Raw genomic sequence first — 15449 nt, 5'->3', positions numbered from 1 at the left:
GCAGATTACGCTGCGTTCTTTATTTGGAATAACAGCCTGTCCCAGTGGGATAGTTTCCTTTAATTTCCTCAAAGGAGCTCACTTTGCTAATACCGACTAAAGCTTTCCATGCCCTCCCCATGCAGCGCTGTGATGGCTTTCTGAAATATAAATTTCTGCTTCCATATATCGGCCAACATCTGCAGCCAAAGAACGGATCTGGCTAATCCACCACTTACATGCATTCTTTTTGGGTTGCCGTAAATGTCTTCCCCACACTATTACGATAAAACCTTATTCATACTGCCGCTCTGATAGCCAATTAAATCTAAGGTAATATATTTATATCCATAGCTTTGAAGCTGTTTTGTAATAGCATCATGATACTCTAAAACAACCTTCATATCATTTGACTCTACTTCAATTCTCGCAATATCTTGATGTGTTCGAACCCGTACTTGTCGAATCTGAAGGCCTTTTAAGTACCCTTCTGCCTTTTCAACTTTAGTCAGCTTCTCTTGCGTAATCAACTCCCCATAGGCAATCCTAGAGGAAAGGCATGCAAATGAAGGTTTATCCCATGTCGGTAAATCTAACTCACGTGAAAGCTCTCGAATTTCCTTCTTAAACAAATTCGCTTCTTGCAAAGGTCCGCGGATTCCTTTTTCCTTCGCGGCCTGCATGCCCGGCCGATGTTCATTTAAATCATCAGCAATAACTCCGTATACTACATTCCGAAACTCTTTTTCTTCCATAATCGGGATTAGATGATCGAATAAGCTGCTCTTACAAAAGTAGCATCGATTCTTATTGTTTTCTGTATAACCAGGAATCGCTAGTTCCGATGTTTCAATCACCTGATGCTTGGCTCCCATTTTTTCGGCCAGTAGCTTTGCTTCCTCCAGTTCACTTGTTGGATAAGTTTCGGAATCAGCTGTTACGGCAAGTACACGGTCGGCTCCTAACGTGTCAACAGCTGCCTTTAATAAAAATGTGCTATCTACTCCCCCAGAGAATGCTACAACAACAGAACCCATTTCTCCGAGAATAGACGTTAGCTTTTCATATTTCTCTGTCAACATCGTGTCATCCCCTCTTTACTAGTAATCTATATCCATCCCTAGTTGCAATTACTGTTAGCTTATTTATTTCAATTCTCCTTTTTAACCTGCAGTTAAATAGTCATGCCTCCAAATCCGCCGTCTACGCGAATAAGAGTCCCTGTCACAAAGCTGGAGGCCTCTTCTGAAGCTAACCAAACAGCTGCCCCTTGGAGTTCCTCAGGTGCACCAAAACGCTTCATAGGTGTATGGTTCATAATAGACTCGACTCTTTCGGCGCTTAGGATTTTACGGTTTTGTTCAGCAGGGAAAAAGCCTGGAATAATTGCGTTTACACGAATTCCATTTGGGGCAAATTCACGTGCTAAATATTGCGTCACGCTATTAAGACCAGCCTTTGATACAGAATATGTAAATACTTTTGATAATGGTGTTGTAGAAGAAACGGATGAAATATTAATAATGCTTCCTTTTCGCTCTTGCTCAATCATTTTCTTCGCGAAAATCTGACAAGTGAGTACAATTCCTTTTAAGTTCACGTCCATGATGTCATCCCATTCTTCCATTTCAAGCTCAAAAAAAGGCGTTGTACTATTTTTACCTGGTGCATTTAGAAGGATATCCCATCCACCAGACCATTGTTCAATTTCACTAGCCACTCCGATTAAAGAATCACGCGAGCTGACATCGGCTTGAAAAGCCTTTGCAGTTCCCCCATTTTCTTCTATTTCCCCAGCTACCGCCTGTGCCTTTTCCAAGTTGCGCCCGACGATTGCAATGTTCGCCCCATGTGTTGCTAGTCCTTTAACAATTGAGGACCCCAGTACACTATTTCCCCCAATGGCAACTGCTGTTTTCCCAGATAAATCAAATAACTGTTTCATGCTCCTACTCCCCCTTTTTCACTCAAAATAAGTTTCCTTTTTCATTGAATGGTAGCTCATATAAATCGGATATAAGCTCCATATACGGATGATTGACCACATCCTCAAGTAAAGCTTCCGATACCTCGATTTCACTAATTTCTAATGTGTTTTTTATGCGAACCATTTTTACTTTTGTAAAATCTAAGATATTACACGTTTTAATAGATGCCTGAATTGCCTCTTTATCATTAGCTAAGGTGGTCGCAATTTTTGTTGGAGCACAAACCGTTGAAGTTAAGCCGTTTGCATACGTGAATTCTAAATCCATTTTGTCTACCAAACGCTGCGTTGTAAAATCAGCTGTTCCCACGCCGTTAGCATTTCCTTCTGTTTCATGTGTTAAATCTAACACCGCCATCTTATTGACATCTGGTCCTCCTTGCGCATACGGTGTTGGATAACGTCCCGTAATATTAGGGTCCATCCCATCACCGCTAATATTTTTACCGATCTGATCAATTACAAGGACATCCAATTGTTCAAAGTACAGTTTTGGCAATAATTGTTTTGCTAGTTTTTGCAGTTCTACTTCTTTTTCCTCAATTTCCTCTACCGCCAGTACCTCAATCCGTGCAACTTTATCAAAAGCATTTTCTATCGTCGCTACTCCGAATAAGATCGGCGTTTTTTCTATGATTTTTTTAGCCATCGCTGGTACATTTTCTGCCATATACTTAAATCCTAATTGGTGACATGCTTCCGCACCCTTTTGCTTTCCTAAACCAATACTGATCATTTTCATAATGCCACTTTCAACAGGTCCCCGAAATGCAGTATGCGGTTTCACACGATTGATTACGACAATACCGTCTGCTTTAAAAGCAAATTGATCAACATAGACAGGCAGTCCATTCGGTAATTCCCCGATTTTCACGACCTCCATCGAAGAACGAATCTCACAATTCACACTTTCTTCAGTCACGCCAAGATGAGCTAATACTTCACGCTGACCTTCAGCAGTTGCACCGCCGTGGCTTCCCATGCTTGGCACAATGAAAGGCTTGGCTCCCAATTCTTGCAGAAAGCGCACTGTTGCCGCGGTAATTTCCACAAGACGATCAAGTCCTCTGCTTCCTACCGCTATCGCGATTTCCATCCCCGGCTGGATTTTCTTTTGAATATGCTCTTGCTGCAGCTTGTCCAGTAAGGCTTGTTCAAGCTTATCAATTTTTGTATCGTCAAACTTCACCTTTACTGTTGCCATTTTTGGTACTGGAATACCTCGTAATAAATCTTGTAGAATACCCATGCGCTCTCTTCACTCCTCCTATAAGCCTTTCTTAGCGTTCTTGAAAATATTGTTTTGCATTGTAAAAACCGATATTTTTAACCATTTGTTCCAGAACTAATTTGTTATTTGGTACCTGCCCACCTTCAACCCACTCACCAAGGATATTACATACAATTCTTCGGAAATATTCATGACGTATATAAGATAGAAGACTGCGTGAATCTGTTGTCATTCCAATAAAGTGACTCAGAGCTCCTAGGTTTGCTAAGTCCTTCGTCTGTCTAACCATTCCGTCCATTTGGTCATTAAACCACCAGCCCGAACCAAACTGAACTTTTCCTGGAATACCCTCCTCAAAAAAGTTTCCCATCATCGTTCCCAAGACATAATTGTCACGAGGATTTAAGTTATATAGTACTGTTCTCGGTAAGGATCGAGTCTTATCCAAAGCATCTAAGAAACGTGACAATCCTTCAGCCATGAGGTTATCTCCGATTGAATCGAAACCACCATCAGATCCTATTAAACTCTGCATAAGAGTGTTATTATTTCTTAACGCGCCCATATGCAATTGCATAACCCATTGCTTTTCTGCATACATTCTTCCTAATTCAACAAGAAGATAGGATCGATAACTCATAATCTCTTCGCCTGTGAGTTCTTCATGACGTAAACGTTTCTTAAAGATCTCTTCTACATCATCCTTTGTACTCTCTTTAAAAACCATTTGCGGAATATCATGGTCAGAAGCACAACATCCATGCTCAGTAAAAACATCAACTCTTTGCCGTAATGCCTCGAGTAATGTACTAAAAGAGTGAATGGATATGTTTGAAACATTCTCTAATTTTTTGAGCCAATTTTGAAAGGTCGGTTTCTCAATAAACAGGGCACCATCTGGACGGAATGTTGGAACAATTTCTACATGAAACGTTGGATCGTTCTGTAATAATTGATGATATTCAAGCGTATCAACTGGATCATCTGTTGTTCCAACAAATTGCACATTCGATCTTTCAATAAAACGCCGCGGCTTAAAATCTGGTGTTTGCAATTTTTCATTGCATTCCTCCCATATGGCGTGAGCCGTTTCTGGAGATAATAACTGATCAATCCCAAAAAAAGTTTTCAGTTCCATGTGCGTCCAGTGATATAACGGATTTCCAAATAAATGCGGAACGGTTTCTGCCCATGCCTCAAATTTCTCCCAATCGCTGGCATCACCTGTGATAAACTCCTCACTCACCCCATGGATACGCATTGCACGCCATTTATAGTGATCACCAGCCAGCCAAAGCTGCGTTATGTTTTCAAATGATTGATTGTCCCATATTTCTTTCGGATTTAAATGACAGTGATAATCAAAAATCGGCAGCTCCTTCATGATGCTATGGTAGAGTTTTTCTCCTGTAGAATTCGTTAATAGAAAATCCTTGTCCAAAAATGTTTTCATCTTTCCTTCCCCCATCTTTTTAGTATCGACATTCATGAAATGCTAGCGAAATCCTTAATAAATGTAACCCCTTTCAAAATTATGAAGCAGTACGCTTAGATGGTGCTGCCACACGTAAACGATCCTTCTTGCTCTCTAGTTTTCTGAAAGCCTTGTGAGCTCCCCACGTTAACCACAATGAAAAACTGCTACCACTGAAAAACAACATTAACCCCGGAACTTTTAGAAAAACAAATCCCATTCCTAGCAGCCCTAACACTAGGAAAAGAGTAAATGCAGGATGCAAAAAGCCTATAAAAAAGGATTGCTTCAAATATTGGAGTGTCTTCAACTCAAAATGGCAAAATACTGGGAATATATATATTAAAATGATTCCGTATACGATTGCTACATTAACAGTGAGGACTTTGGCTATTTGCAAAAGCAGTACATCACCTTTTGTAAAAAACATTAAGTTTGCAACTAAAAGGGTACCAACAGAGAAGAGAATTGCCGATACATAAAATATCTTTCTGAAATCGGCACGAAATTGAGCTAGGAATGTACGAAATATCGGGACACTCTCTTCACCCATTATCCACTTACGGGAAATAGAAAACATAGCAGAAGTAGCTGGGCCTAGCCCAAATATCACTAAGCCTAGAAGTGTAAACGCAATCCATAAAATGTTTACATACGCCAATCTCATGATCCAAACACATGCTTTATAAATCAATCCATAAAATCCAGAAAGCTCCATAGAAGTCCCTCCTTTATACTTACTTTCTAATTTTCATCAGCTAAATACTTCAATACTCGAAAGGCATTCTCCTTATTTCCGCTGAACTCGGGAAGAATCGCCAGCAATTTGCTGTTTGTGCGTTCTGCATTTTTGGGGTAAAAATTCTTTCGAATCGGAACAGCATACAGATGAACCTCTCCAGACTCCTGATTGGTTACCTGATACGACTTTGTACTATTGGGAAGTTCCTTTCCTTCGTAAACAGAGTCCAAAGGTGTTAACCCTTTTTTGTTTAACATTTGGGTGATAGTCTCTTCATTAGCTACATAAATATCGCCATTCCTAGAGGAAAGCTCTGCCGCCCATTTTTCCATGGTAAAGGGATAAAGCTGCAAATCAACATGGCTGCCATTTTCAAATACACTATTTATATCTGCCTTCAATCTAGCTTCCTCTGTTGGAAGAACGCTAGAGAAAACTAAAATTGTTAAAGGTTTATCCTTCTTTTCCTGACAACCAACCAAAACAATCAGCAGGCAGACGAACAAAATTCCCATCAGCAAGACTCTTTTCATCTTTGCAACACCTTCGCATGTAGTGATTTACCTCAATTATAAAGCGCTTACAAACAAGGGTATATACGAAGGATGTATAAATTCTTTCAAAATTTACAGATAAAGTGCCTTATTATACATTGAATCCACTACCTTTTTACAAATGCAGAATAACTTACTACTCCGACACAACATAAAGAAAACTCGCCGATTGGCGAGCCCTAGACAGAGGCGTAGTTGCACTTATACTGTGTTCCTAAAATTTCCGACTACGTCGAATTTTCTTCTAGCTGGAAATTTATACTTTCTTACAGTGTAAGAAAAAAGCGACATTGAAACTGAATTACAGTTTCAATGTCGCTCTAGTTATTTTTCACAAAATTAATAAATCGTTTAATAATTTGACTAAAGTGCAGAATGATCTATTTTTTCTCAATAATATCATTCATAAAATCTATCATTCCATCCTCAACTTCATCCCTAATATCCCGATAGTTATGTATTTCATGCCTATATCCCGGATAAACTTTTGTTTTTACCTTATGCCCTGTTTCCGCTAACCAATTAGATACAGCATAAATACCTTCTCCATACTGACCAACTGGATCCTGATCTCCGGCAATATTGTAAACAGGAATTGATGTTGGCAATTTTTCTGCCCACTGTGTTCCAATAATAGTTCCCATCATTACAACAAGATAGTATAATGAACGGATGTTTGGCGGTGTTGTAAAGTTATTAAATGGATCGTTTGCATGATCTGCAACTACGTCAGGGTCACCACAAATCCAGTCATTTGCCGTGGTAGGATTTTCACAACGCTCTGTCATCCAACTCAAAAGCTCCTCTAGATAAGCAGAGTCAATTTCCTCCCCCTTACCTTCGTCTACCAGCTTTTTCAAAACAGGGACAAGTGCATTTGCTTTTGGAAGCACACCCGAGGTACCGCATAAAATCAAACCATCAATACCTTCTCCATAGGCAGCGGCATAACACCTGACAATCATGGATCCCATACTATGTCCATACATAAAATAAGGTACATCGGGGTATTGTTCCTGCACAATTTTACGAAGCGTATGTTCATCTTCTGCCATTGTCATATAACCTTTATCGCCCCAATCACTCCAGTTACCTGAATCATACGCTGTCTTTCCATGTCCCACATGATCGTCTGCTGCAACCACAAAACCTGCCTCATTCAGCTTTAATATCATATGCAGATATCGACGCGAATGCTCACCAAAACCATGTACAAGCTGAACAATCCCGCGTGGTTTACGAATTGGGGTGTAAATCCAGGCTTTTATTGTGTCCTTTTGATTAAATGATTGGAAACTTATTTCTTGAAATGCCATAATGAACCTCCTCGTATTATGTGTAGTATTACAAATGCGTATTATCACTAAAAAATTCTTGTAAAATAATTTTAATATTGCGCAGGACATTTTAATTACTTCCTCACCTAACCTGCATCTTTCACTTTAAATACGTAAAAGTAATATTCATTGGTATCACAAAGATTAGCAAAGACCAAATCACATACGATTTGGTCTGCTAATTAAACTACTTAGCTTATCATGGTGATCCCTTTCTTCTGTTACTCTTTTATCGTTTCGTCCCATTTGTTCAATATATCTTGATAAGCTTGGTTTGCACTTTCCCGTCCAAAGATGTATTCTTGCTCCACATTAGTAAATTCTTTATCAAAATTTCCAAATCCTGTTGGTCCTCCATTGAATGGATTTGCATCCGGTGCTGTTGCTTTAATCAAATCTACTTGTTTTAGATCCGCTTGGGAGAATTTTGGTGTCAGCTCATCGAGCACCTTTGTAGAAACAGGGATTCCTCGTGTAGTTCCTAAGATTTCTCCAGCTTCTTTATCATTAATAAAGAAATCAATAACCTTTTTGGCTTCCGCTACATTTTTGGATTGAGAGCTAACAGACCAAAACATGGATGGCTTCAAATATCCGCTTGCTTGCTTTCCGTCTGGTACCTTCACAAGGTCATAAGCTCCTGGAGTGACACCTTCATAGGAAGGATACTCTGCCGCAAATGCTGCTTTTATTAAAACAGTTCCGTTTAGTAGTAAATCTTGCTTTGGATCATACTGTTTTTCTGAAACACTTACTTCAGCTGGAGGAACAACTCCCTCTTTTCTTAAGTCAGAAAAAATCTTATTCCATTTCAACCAAGTCTCTTTGTCAATATTAGCCTTGCCGTTCGATGAAGTTAAATGGCCCTTTCCTTGTCCTAGCTGATATTCCTCATATAAAGTACGGGAACCAAGAAGAGAAGCACTGAAATCGGCAAGAGCATATTTCCCTTTAGGAAGCTTTGTCTGAATTTCTCTTGCCATTTGGAACAAGTCATCCCATGTCCAATCTGATTTAGGAGGCGTAATTCCTAGCTTTTCCAAAGCTTGTTTATTGACAACCAGTCCAGTTGCATTATTACCTAATGGAACCGCATACAATTTATTCTTATATTTACCTGTATTCACTAAGTTTTTGTCCAAGTCACTTACTTCAATTCCAGATGATAAATCCGCCAATTGATTGCGTCCCGCATATTCCTGTAAATATTGCGCATCCATCTGGATAATATCCGGCGCATTTTTGCCCGCCGCTTGGGTAGCCAGTTTATCCCAATAACCATCCCAGCCTGAAAACTCAGACACAAAAGTCACATTTGGATGTTTTTTTGTATAAAGCTCTAATACCTTTTTCGTTGCATCATGTCGAGTTTGCGCTCCCCACCAAACAACTCTTAATTTCACAGCATCAGACTTACCACCCGCAGAAGCTTGTTCCTTTGTTGACGAGCTGGATCCACAAGCCGTGAGCAATGTCATAGACATAGATAGCGCTGCAAGAGTGGCCCCCCATTTTTTCCAAGAGCTTTTTGTTTTCATCTACTGACTCCCCCTAATGAAAATTAATGAATCTATCCAAATTATAAAACGCTTTCATCGAGTGAGATATAAGAAGAATGCACAATTCCTTTCAATAATCACCAAAGTTGAACACGCTTTCATTTCACTAACTCAGTTGGATTTAAACCCGTATGCTTTTTAAATAAAGTACTAAAATAAGGAACATTCTTGAATCCTACTTTTTCTGCGATTTCGTAAATTAAGTATTTTCCCTCCAATATCATAGCCTTCGCTTTCTCCATCCGAACTTGCGTAAGATACTGATTAAAAGAGACTCCTGTTGCTTTTTTAAATATCTGGCTCAGATAATTTCTTGAAATATAGACTTGATTCGCTAAATCGTTCAAAGTAATATTCTCACTAAAGTGTTCATGAATATATTGAATCATAAAGTCAACAGCTTGCTTATGCTTTAAATTTTCATTCCATTGCCGATTTCCGCAAATCTCTTCAATTTTATTCATGAGCCATTTTTTAAAATCCTCCGGTGTTTGAATCACTGCCATCTCTTTTTTAAGATTAATTTCTGGAAAGATCTCATCTAGGAAAATACCAACATCATATAGCGAGTATGATAGAATCCCCCATATCTCCGTACCTAAACGATGCAGCAAAGATGGCGAGATTACTCCTTGCATTTGCATTCGGTCTATATACTCCTGAATTGTTTCATAGGCTGCCTTCTCCTGTGAATGACGGATCGCTTCTACGAGCTGTTGATAAAATTGAATCGGGCGAATTAGCTGATCTCGATTCTTCAACCCGTCTGCATCCTCACCTCTATTTTTAAATTCAAACAGATTGAATCCCGAAAGTGCAACAGAACCCTGGGTTGATAATGCATAGAAGGCTTCCTCTGTAGAATCCGCTATTTCCTGCCAATGGTTCTTTACTGTCCCAATCCCAACGGAAATGGTAAGTTCAAGTTCCGCTTCCATACGTTGAATCATCTTCTTTCCAAATGTTCGTAAATGTAAAATGGCCTTCTCACAGGTCAAGCTATGGTCCAAATGAAGCCATAAAATAATTTGGTGGCTGTGAAGTTCAATTATTTCGGACTCCAGCCTTTCCTCCTGAAGCAACTCATGAACAATCCGCTGGACAGAAAACCTTGTCCCATTGGAATCAGTAAGTCTAGCATCAGACTCAGCTGCATTTTTTATAATTTGCAAACCGATAACGGCGTGCTTATTGTTCTCCCATTTGCGCTTATAACTTGTAATTTCCTTCATATTCTCAAGAGATAAATTTCCTACACCAGTCGCTACTGACTTCAGCCATTCCTTCACCACAAATGGCTCATAGAGCATAAGCTTCTTTTCCAACTCTGCAAGCTCATACCTTTTCATATTTTCCTGTTCTACTTTGGAAATGGCGGATTGTAGCACTTCCCTGATTGTCTGGACAGTAACCGGCTTGGAGAGATAGTCATGAACATTGAGACGAAGGGCATGTCTGGCATATTCAAAATCAGAATAGCCGCTTAAAATGATAATTTTCCCTTGAAAATTTTCATGTCGCAATTTCTCAATCATCTCTAGTCCATTCATGACCGGCATATAAATATCAGTCAGGACAATATCCGGCTGTGTCTCGCGAATCAATTCCAACCCTTGTTCTCCATCCATCGCTTCCCCGGCCCATTCTGCCTCAAGCTCTTCCCAAGGTATGACTCGTTTCATCCCCTGAAGAACTTGGCGCTCGTCATCAATGATTACAATCTTACACATGACTATTCCCCCTCCTAGATACTTTTTTCCCTCAGCTTTGGAATTCGAATGGATATAGCAGTGCCCTTTCCTTCTTCACTATCGACCTCTATACCATACGGATGCCCAAAATATGATTCCATACGCTCCCTTACATTCCTCATTCCATAACCGCCTGTTTTTCTTTTCTTATTCATCTCCGCATCAGCTCGAATCCCTACGCCATTATCTGAAACGGTAAAGAGCAGATCGTCTTCGATCTCGTAAGCCGCAATGTTGATCGAACCGGTACTTCTTCCGTGAAATCCATGCATAAGGGCATTTTCAACAAAGGGCTGGAACGTTAATTTAGGAATATAATATTCCTTAATATGATGGGGTATCTCGGTTGTAAATGTTAATCCTTCCCCCCAACGGATTTGTTGGATTTCCATATAGCACTCCAAATGAGTGAGTTCCTCCTCAATTCGAATCACACTTTCACCATTGGATAACCCAATCCGAAACATTTTTCCCATGAGTTCCAACACACGGCTTATCTGTTCCTGACCGGCCTCAATCGCCATCCAATTTACTTGATCTAAGGTGTTGTATAGAAAATGGGGATTAATCATCGCTTGCAGGGCTAAAATCTCTGCTTTCCGTTGGCGGCGATGCTGCTCTTCTAAAGAACGATACAACTCCTCAATCCGATTCATCAGCCGACGGTATCCTTGAAACAATAATCCGAATTCATTATGATAGTCAGATGGCAGCTGTTCCTCCCGAAATGTTGCAGGATAATCATTCATCCCCTTCGTTAAAATAAGGATAGGTTTTGTAAACTGTTTTGATAGATATAGCGTAATTAAGAGAGCGATTACAATTGCGATTATTCCAATAGAGAGAAGGATCGTTGCCATCATTCGGCTTTCCTTCGTAAGGTCATTCCATGGTGTAATCTGCAGTATCAGCCAATCTGAATTAAATGGTTTTGACCACACGATGAAGGAATCGGTATACTTCATAGACCATTGGTTATCTACCTTCCCAGACAGTAGACCGATTTTTTCGATCAGTTGCGAATATTCCTTTACTGATAGATTACCAGTCGAAATAATGGGCCTTCCTCCTGAATCCAAGAGGATCCGATTGCTAGCTTGATCTTCACCTTGAATAAGGGCTTCTAAATCTGCAGCTTTTATATTAAATACGAGCAGGGCTTTGAATTCACCATTCGTATCATAAATCTTTCTCGCAAAGCTGACCACAGAAATATCCCCTCTAAAGGTTGTAATTGTATGCTGTCCAATCCATGAAAAATCGGAATCTATTACAGATGTATACCATTTTTCATTTTGCAAGTTTTGAAGATCACTATAGGTTATTGGTCCTTGCATTTCAGAGGCCGGAGGATTATCTAGATACATCTGAACAGAATAGATAATGGGGATGCTATAGGCCAGATTGGATAAGTCTGATGTCATATCCATGGCCGTGCGGAAACGAGTATATTCATCATCTATCCCTGTAATATATTTTTGAATACCGTTATTTCGGGAAGCAGCTAATGAAATCTCTTCAATATCTCTAGCTTGGATTGCCATTTGTTTATTTAATCCATTTAATATACTCTCTTGATAATAAGATGTTTTATTTACCATTTCCTTTACAGAATAATGATAGCTGATCCAAATTACGATACCGAATAAAATAATAATTAAACCAGCAAAACTTCCAAAAAATAGAGAGCCTATACGATAATATTTAAAAGGGTTTTGCATCATCTTTTTCACCTTTCCCTATAAACACAAAAGAAAGCTGCGAAGCCGCAGCCTTCCAGTTATTGAAAATTTTATCCTTTTACGCCGCTCGTTGCAACCCCTTCCACAATATGGCGTTGTGCGATAAAGAAGATGATAGCAGCAGGGATAACGGAAACAAGCGACATCGCAAATACTTGCCCCCAAGGAGTAGAAGAATTCGCGTCAACAAACATTTTCAAAGCCAATCCAACTGTATATTTGTCAATGGAATTGATATAGAGGAGATGTCCGAAAAAGTCGTCCCAATTCCATAAGAAGCAATAGATTGCTACCGTTACAAGCGGCGGCTTCAATAAAGGAAGGATGACGCGATAATAAATGCCGAACCACGAACAGCCATCGATTTTTGCAGCTTCATCCAATTCTTGCGGAATGCCTCGAATAAACTGAACAAGAAGGAAGATAAAGAATGAACCGCCAATTCCCCCCGCTAAGGAGTGAGGAACGATAAAAGGCAAGTATGTGTCTACCCAACCAAACGCATTAAACATTGCGTATTGTGGGATTAAAGTAACCTGACTCGGCAGCATTAACGTAACCAGAACAATCGAAAACCAGAAGTTACGTAACGGAAAATCCAACCGAGCAAACCCAAAGGCGACTAAACTAGAAGAAATAATGCTTGTAAACAAAACACCTAAAATCAGTTCAAAGGTGTTTATATAAAAATGAGTAAAGGAAAATCCAGAGATCGCATTCCAGCCATCGGTAAAGTTACTCCATGTCGGATGTGCCGGAAATAGACTAGCAGAGCTTAACTCTTTATTTGATTTGAACGCAGCTCCTATCCACCAAAATATAGGATACATCATCACAAAACTAAAAATGGCTAATGATATATGTTTCCCTATCTGTCTTGTTTTCAGATAACTCTTCATCCTTTTCGTCCCCCTTCCGCATAGAATACCCAATACCTAGATGAAGCAAAAATGATAGCGGTTACAATACCGATAATGATTAACAGAATCCATGCCAATGCTGAAGCATATCCCATTTCCATTCTCGCAAACGCTTTTTCGTAGAGATAGAGGGCAAACATGTAAGTAGAGTTAACCGGCCCCCCTTTCGTAATAACGAAGGCTTGCGTAAACATTTGGAAAGAACCGATCACTTGTAATACGAGATTAAAGAGAATTACCGGAGAGAGCATTGGTAGTGTAATTGAGAAAAACTGTCTGACTTTAGAGGCACCATCTACTGATGCGGCTTCATACAATTCAGTTGAGATTTGCTTTAGTCCAGCTAAAAAAATAACCATAGAAGAACCAAATTGCCAAATCACTAAAAGAACCAATGTTCCTAATGCTGTTTTAGGACTGCCAATCCAATTGGGACCTGTTACACCTATAAAACTGAGAATATGATTAATTAATCCGTCTCCTCCAAAGATATTGCCCCATAGAATCGCAACCGCTATACTGGATCCTATTAATGAAGGAAAGTATATTGCTGTCCGGTAGATAGATAGTCCTTTTATTTTTTGATTGAGAAACATAGCTACAAGCAAGGCAAATGCTAATTTTAACGGAACCGACAAGGCAACAAACCATAACGTTACACCTAACGATTTAAAAAATAGTTTGTCTTCATTAAAAATTTTTTCATAGTTAGCAGCTCCTACCCAATGTGGGGCTTCTAACAAGGAGTAATCTGTAAAGGAATAGTATACAGATTGAATCATTGGCCAGAGTGTCAAAAGCAAAAATCCTATTAACCATGGAGAAATAAAAAGATAACCGGCTATTGGAGACTCCCATCTTTTCCTTATCTTTTTCTTTTGTGTTTGAGAGCGTGCTCCTGTATTTAAGGATGTTTCAACTTGATTCATACTACATTCCACCTCCAAGTAGATTATTCGTATAAAAGAGACAGCCACCCCAACTTATAAGTAAGGATGCCTTTTATAAAATTGGGGGCTGAATATGTTTTTCTACTAAGCTTGCATCATGTATCGTCTCACCTTAGAAATTTTATAAAGATTGATCCACTAGTTGTCCATCCTCTACACAAATCGCGTCTTTTTGGGCAATGAGACATAATTCAGCTGCTTTAAACGTATGATCTTGCGTCATAGCCTTTTCAGTTCCATGGAGACAATCCAAAATCAGTTGACCGAAGTAAGGAAAACCAACCTGCCCCTGCAGTGAAAACTGCTTTTCTCCCTCATGATTGACTAAGAATAGGTGATCTCCTGACGTGTCCCTTGCGACATCTATATATTTTCTGAGCTCTATATACCCATCTGTACCTAAAATGAGCGTTCTGCCATCTCCCCATGTACGCAGTCCATCCGGAGTCAGCCAATCCACACGGAAATAACCAGTGGCTCCGTTATCCCCAATTAAGCTTGCATCACCAAAATCCTCTAATTCAGGATACTCCTTATGCTTGTATGTGCCCACTTTGCTGTGTACAACCTTGGCATCTTTAGCACCGGTATAATACAAGAATTGTTCGATTTGATGGCTTCCGATATCGCATAAAATACCACCGTAATATTCCTTTTTAAAAAACCAGTCTGGTCTGCTCTTCGCATTCAGACGATGCGGACCTGTTCCAATCACTTGAACAACACGGCCAATAGCCCCTTGCTCAATTAATTGTCCTGCATACACTGCACTTTCTACATGCAGCCTTTCACTATAGTATACCGCCCACTTCAAGCCTGTCTCTGCTGTTTTTTGTCTAGCAGCCTCCAGTTGCTCTAGTGAAGTAAATGGTGACTTATCAGTAAAATAATGCTTTCCATAATCCATTACCTTCAAGCCTAACTCGCAACGCTTGGAAGGGATAGCAGCACCTGCAACGAGACTCACGGAAGGATCCTGCAGGATTTCCTCTGCCGATTGAGCGGCCTTTACCCCCGGATATGTTTTTAAAAATGCAGCTACTTTTTCCTGATCCGGATCATACACCCATTTGAGCGTAGCTCCAGCCTCAATCAGACCGTTGCACATCCCATAAATATGCCCATGATCGAGACTGATAGCAGCAAATCTAAACTCTCCCTCTCCTACGACAGGGTTCGGTTTTCCTTTTGGTGCATAATTCATTCCATTGTTCTTTTGCATA

General features: G+C 39.7%; 13 protein-coding genes. All 13 read right to left on the bottom strand.

From position 1 onward, the window contains the following. Positions 1 to 260 precede the first annotated feature (260 nt). Positions 261 to 1061, bottom strand: coding sequence for an ATP-dependent sacrificial sulfur transferase LarE (larE, locus tag AAHB12_RS14980; protein WP_342045821.1), 801 nt, complete (start codon positions 1059 to 1061; stop codon positions 261 to 263). A 92-nt stretch (positions 1062 to 1153) separates the two neighbouring features. Beyond that, entirely contained in the window at positions 1154 to 1924 is a 771-nt protein-coding gene (locus tag AAHB12_RS14975; protein ID WP_342045820.1) for an SDR family oxidoreductase, read from the bottom strand. A 22-nt stretch (positions 1925 to 1946) separates the two neighbouring features. Further along, positions 1947 to 3215, bottom strand: a complete 1269-nt coding sequence (locus AAHB12_RS14970; protein WP_342045819.1) for a lactate racemase domain-containing protein — start codon at positions 3213 to 3215, stop codon at positions 1947 to 1949. A 31-nt stretch (positions 3216 to 3246) separates the two neighbouring features. After that, complete coding sequence (gene uxaC / locus AAHB12_RS14965) at positions 3247 to 4650, bottom strand: glucuronate isomerase (protein WP_342045818.1); 1404 nt, start codon at positions 4648 to 4650, stop codon at positions 3247 to 3249. A 79-nt stretch (positions 4651 to 4729) separates the two neighbouring features. Then, complete coding sequence (locus AAHB12_RS14960; RefSeq protein WP_129728982.1) at positions 4730 to 5389, bottom strand: YesL family protein; 660 nt, start codon at positions 5387 to 5389, stop codon at positions 4730 to 4732. 26 nt (positions 5390 to 5415) lie between these two features. After that, entirely contained in the window at positions 5416 to 5946 is a 531-nt protein-coding gene (locus AAHB12_RS14955; RefSeq protein WP_129728981.1) for a hypothetical protein, read from the bottom strand. 401 nt (positions 5947 to 6347) lie between these two features. Beyond that, positions 6348 to 7283: an alpha/beta fold hydrolase gene (locus tag AAHB12_RS14950; RefSeq protein WP_342045817.1), complete on the bottom strand. Its 936-nt coding sequence runs from the start codon at positions 7281 to 7283 to the stop codon at positions 6348 to 6350. Between the two features lie 242 nt (positions 7284 to 7525). Beyond that, positions 7526 to 8842 (bottom strand): ABC transporter substrate-binding protein, encoded by a 1317-nt coding sequence (locus AAHB12_RS14945; protein ID WP_342045816.1) that lies wholly within the window; start codon positions 8840 to 8842, stop codon positions 7526 to 7528. A 119-nt stretch (positions 8843 to 8961) separates the two neighbouring features. Next, positions 8962 to 10593 carry a response regulator transcription factor gene (locus AAHB12_RS14940; protein ID WP_129728978.1) on the bottom strand — a complete coding sequence of 544 codons (1632 nt, stop codon included), beginning with the start codon at positions 10591 to 10593 and terminating at the stop codon, positions 8962 to 8964. 14 nt (positions 10594 to 10607) lie between these two features. Beyond that, positions 10608 to 12338 carry a sensor histidine kinase gene (locus AAHB12_RS14935; protein ID WP_342045815.1) on the bottom strand — a complete coding sequence of 577 codons (1731 nt, stop codon included), beginning with the start codon at positions 12336 to 12338 and terminating at the stop codon, positions 10608 to 10610. A 68-nt stretch (positions 12339 to 12406) separates the two neighbouring features. Beyond that, positions 12407 to 13255: a carbohydrate ABC transporter permease gene (locus AAHB12_RS14930; protein WP_129728976.1), complete on the bottom strand. Its 849-nt coding sequence runs from the start codon at positions 13253 to 13255 to the stop codon at positions 12407 to 12409. After that, entirely contained in the window at positions 13252 to 14205 is a 954-nt protein-coding gene (locus tag AAHB12_RS14925; RefSeq protein WP_342045814.1) for a carbohydrate ABC transporter permease, read from the bottom strand. The genes AAHB12_RS14930 and AAHB12_RS14925 overlap by 4 nt, the downstream gene beginning before the upstream one ends. A gap of 142 nt (positions 14206 to 14347) precedes the next feature. Continuing rightward, positions 14348 to 15448: a Gfo/Idh/MocA family protein gene (locus tag AAHB12_RS14920; protein ID WP_342045813.1), complete on the bottom strand. Its 1101-nt coding sequence runs from the start codon at positions 15446 to 15448 to the stop codon at positions 14348 to 14350. Position 15449 lies beyond the last annotated feature (1 nt).

This window comes from Bacillus sp. OTU530, assembly GCF_038440375.1.
This window is presented reverse-complemented; position numbering and strand designations above follow the sequence as displayed.

Excerpts from the sequence above, each read along its gene's own strand:
- larE (WP_342045821.1), bottom strand. The coding sequence starts at position 1,061 with ATGTTGACAGAGAAATATGAAAAGCTAACGTCTATTCTCGGAGAAATG.
- AAHB12_RS14975 (WP_342045820.1), bottom strand. The coding sequence starts at position 1,924 with ATGAAACAGTTATTTGATTTATCTGGGAAAACAGCAGTTGCCATTGGG.
- AAHB12_RS14970 (WP_342045819.1), bottom strand. The coding sequence starts at position 3,215 with ATGGGTATTCTACAAGATTTATTACGAGGTATTCCAGTACCAAAAATG.
- uxaC (WP_342045818.1), bottom strand. The coding sequence starts at position 4,650 with ATGAAAACATTTTTGGACAAGGATTTTCTATTAACGAATTCTACAGGA.
- AAHB12_RS14960 (WP_129728982.1), bottom strand. The coding sequence starts at position 5,389 with ATGGAGCTTTCTGGATTTTATGGATTGATTTATAAAGCATGTGTTTGG.
- AAHB12_RS14955 (WP_129728981.1), bottom strand. The coding sequence starts at position 5,946 with ATGAAAAGAGTCTTGCTGATGGGAATTTTGTTCGTCTGCCTGCTGATT.
- AAHB12_RS14950 (WP_342045817.1), bottom strand. The coding sequence starts at position 7,283 with ATGGCATTTCAAGAAATAAGTTTCCAATCATTTAATCAAAAGGACACA.
- AAHB12_RS14945 (WP_342045816.1), bottom strand. The coding sequence starts at position 8,842 with ATGAAAACAAAAAGCTCTTGGAAAAAATGGGGGGCCACTCTTGCAGCG.
- AAHB12_RS14940 (WP_129728978.1), bottom strand. The coding sequence starts at position 10,593 with ATGTGTAAGATTGTAATCATTGATGACGAGCGCCAAGTTCTTCAGGGG.
- AAHB12_RS14935 (WP_342045815.1), bottom strand. The coding sequence starts at position 12,338 with ATGATGCAAAACCCTTTTAAATATTATCGTATAGGCTCTCTATTTTTT.
- AAHB12_RS14930 (WP_129728976.1), bottom strand. The coding sequence starts at position 13,255 with ATGAAGAGTTATCTGAAAACAAGACAGATAGGGAAACATATATCATTA.
- AAHB12_RS14925 (WP_342045814.1), bottom strand. The coding sequence starts at position 14,205 with ATGAATCAAGTTGAAACATCCTTAAATACAGGAGCACGCTCTCAAACA.
- AAHB12_RS14920 (WP_342045813.1), bottom strand. The coding sequence starts at position 15,448 with ATGCAAAAGAACAATGGAATGAATTATGCACCAAAAGGAAAACCGAAC.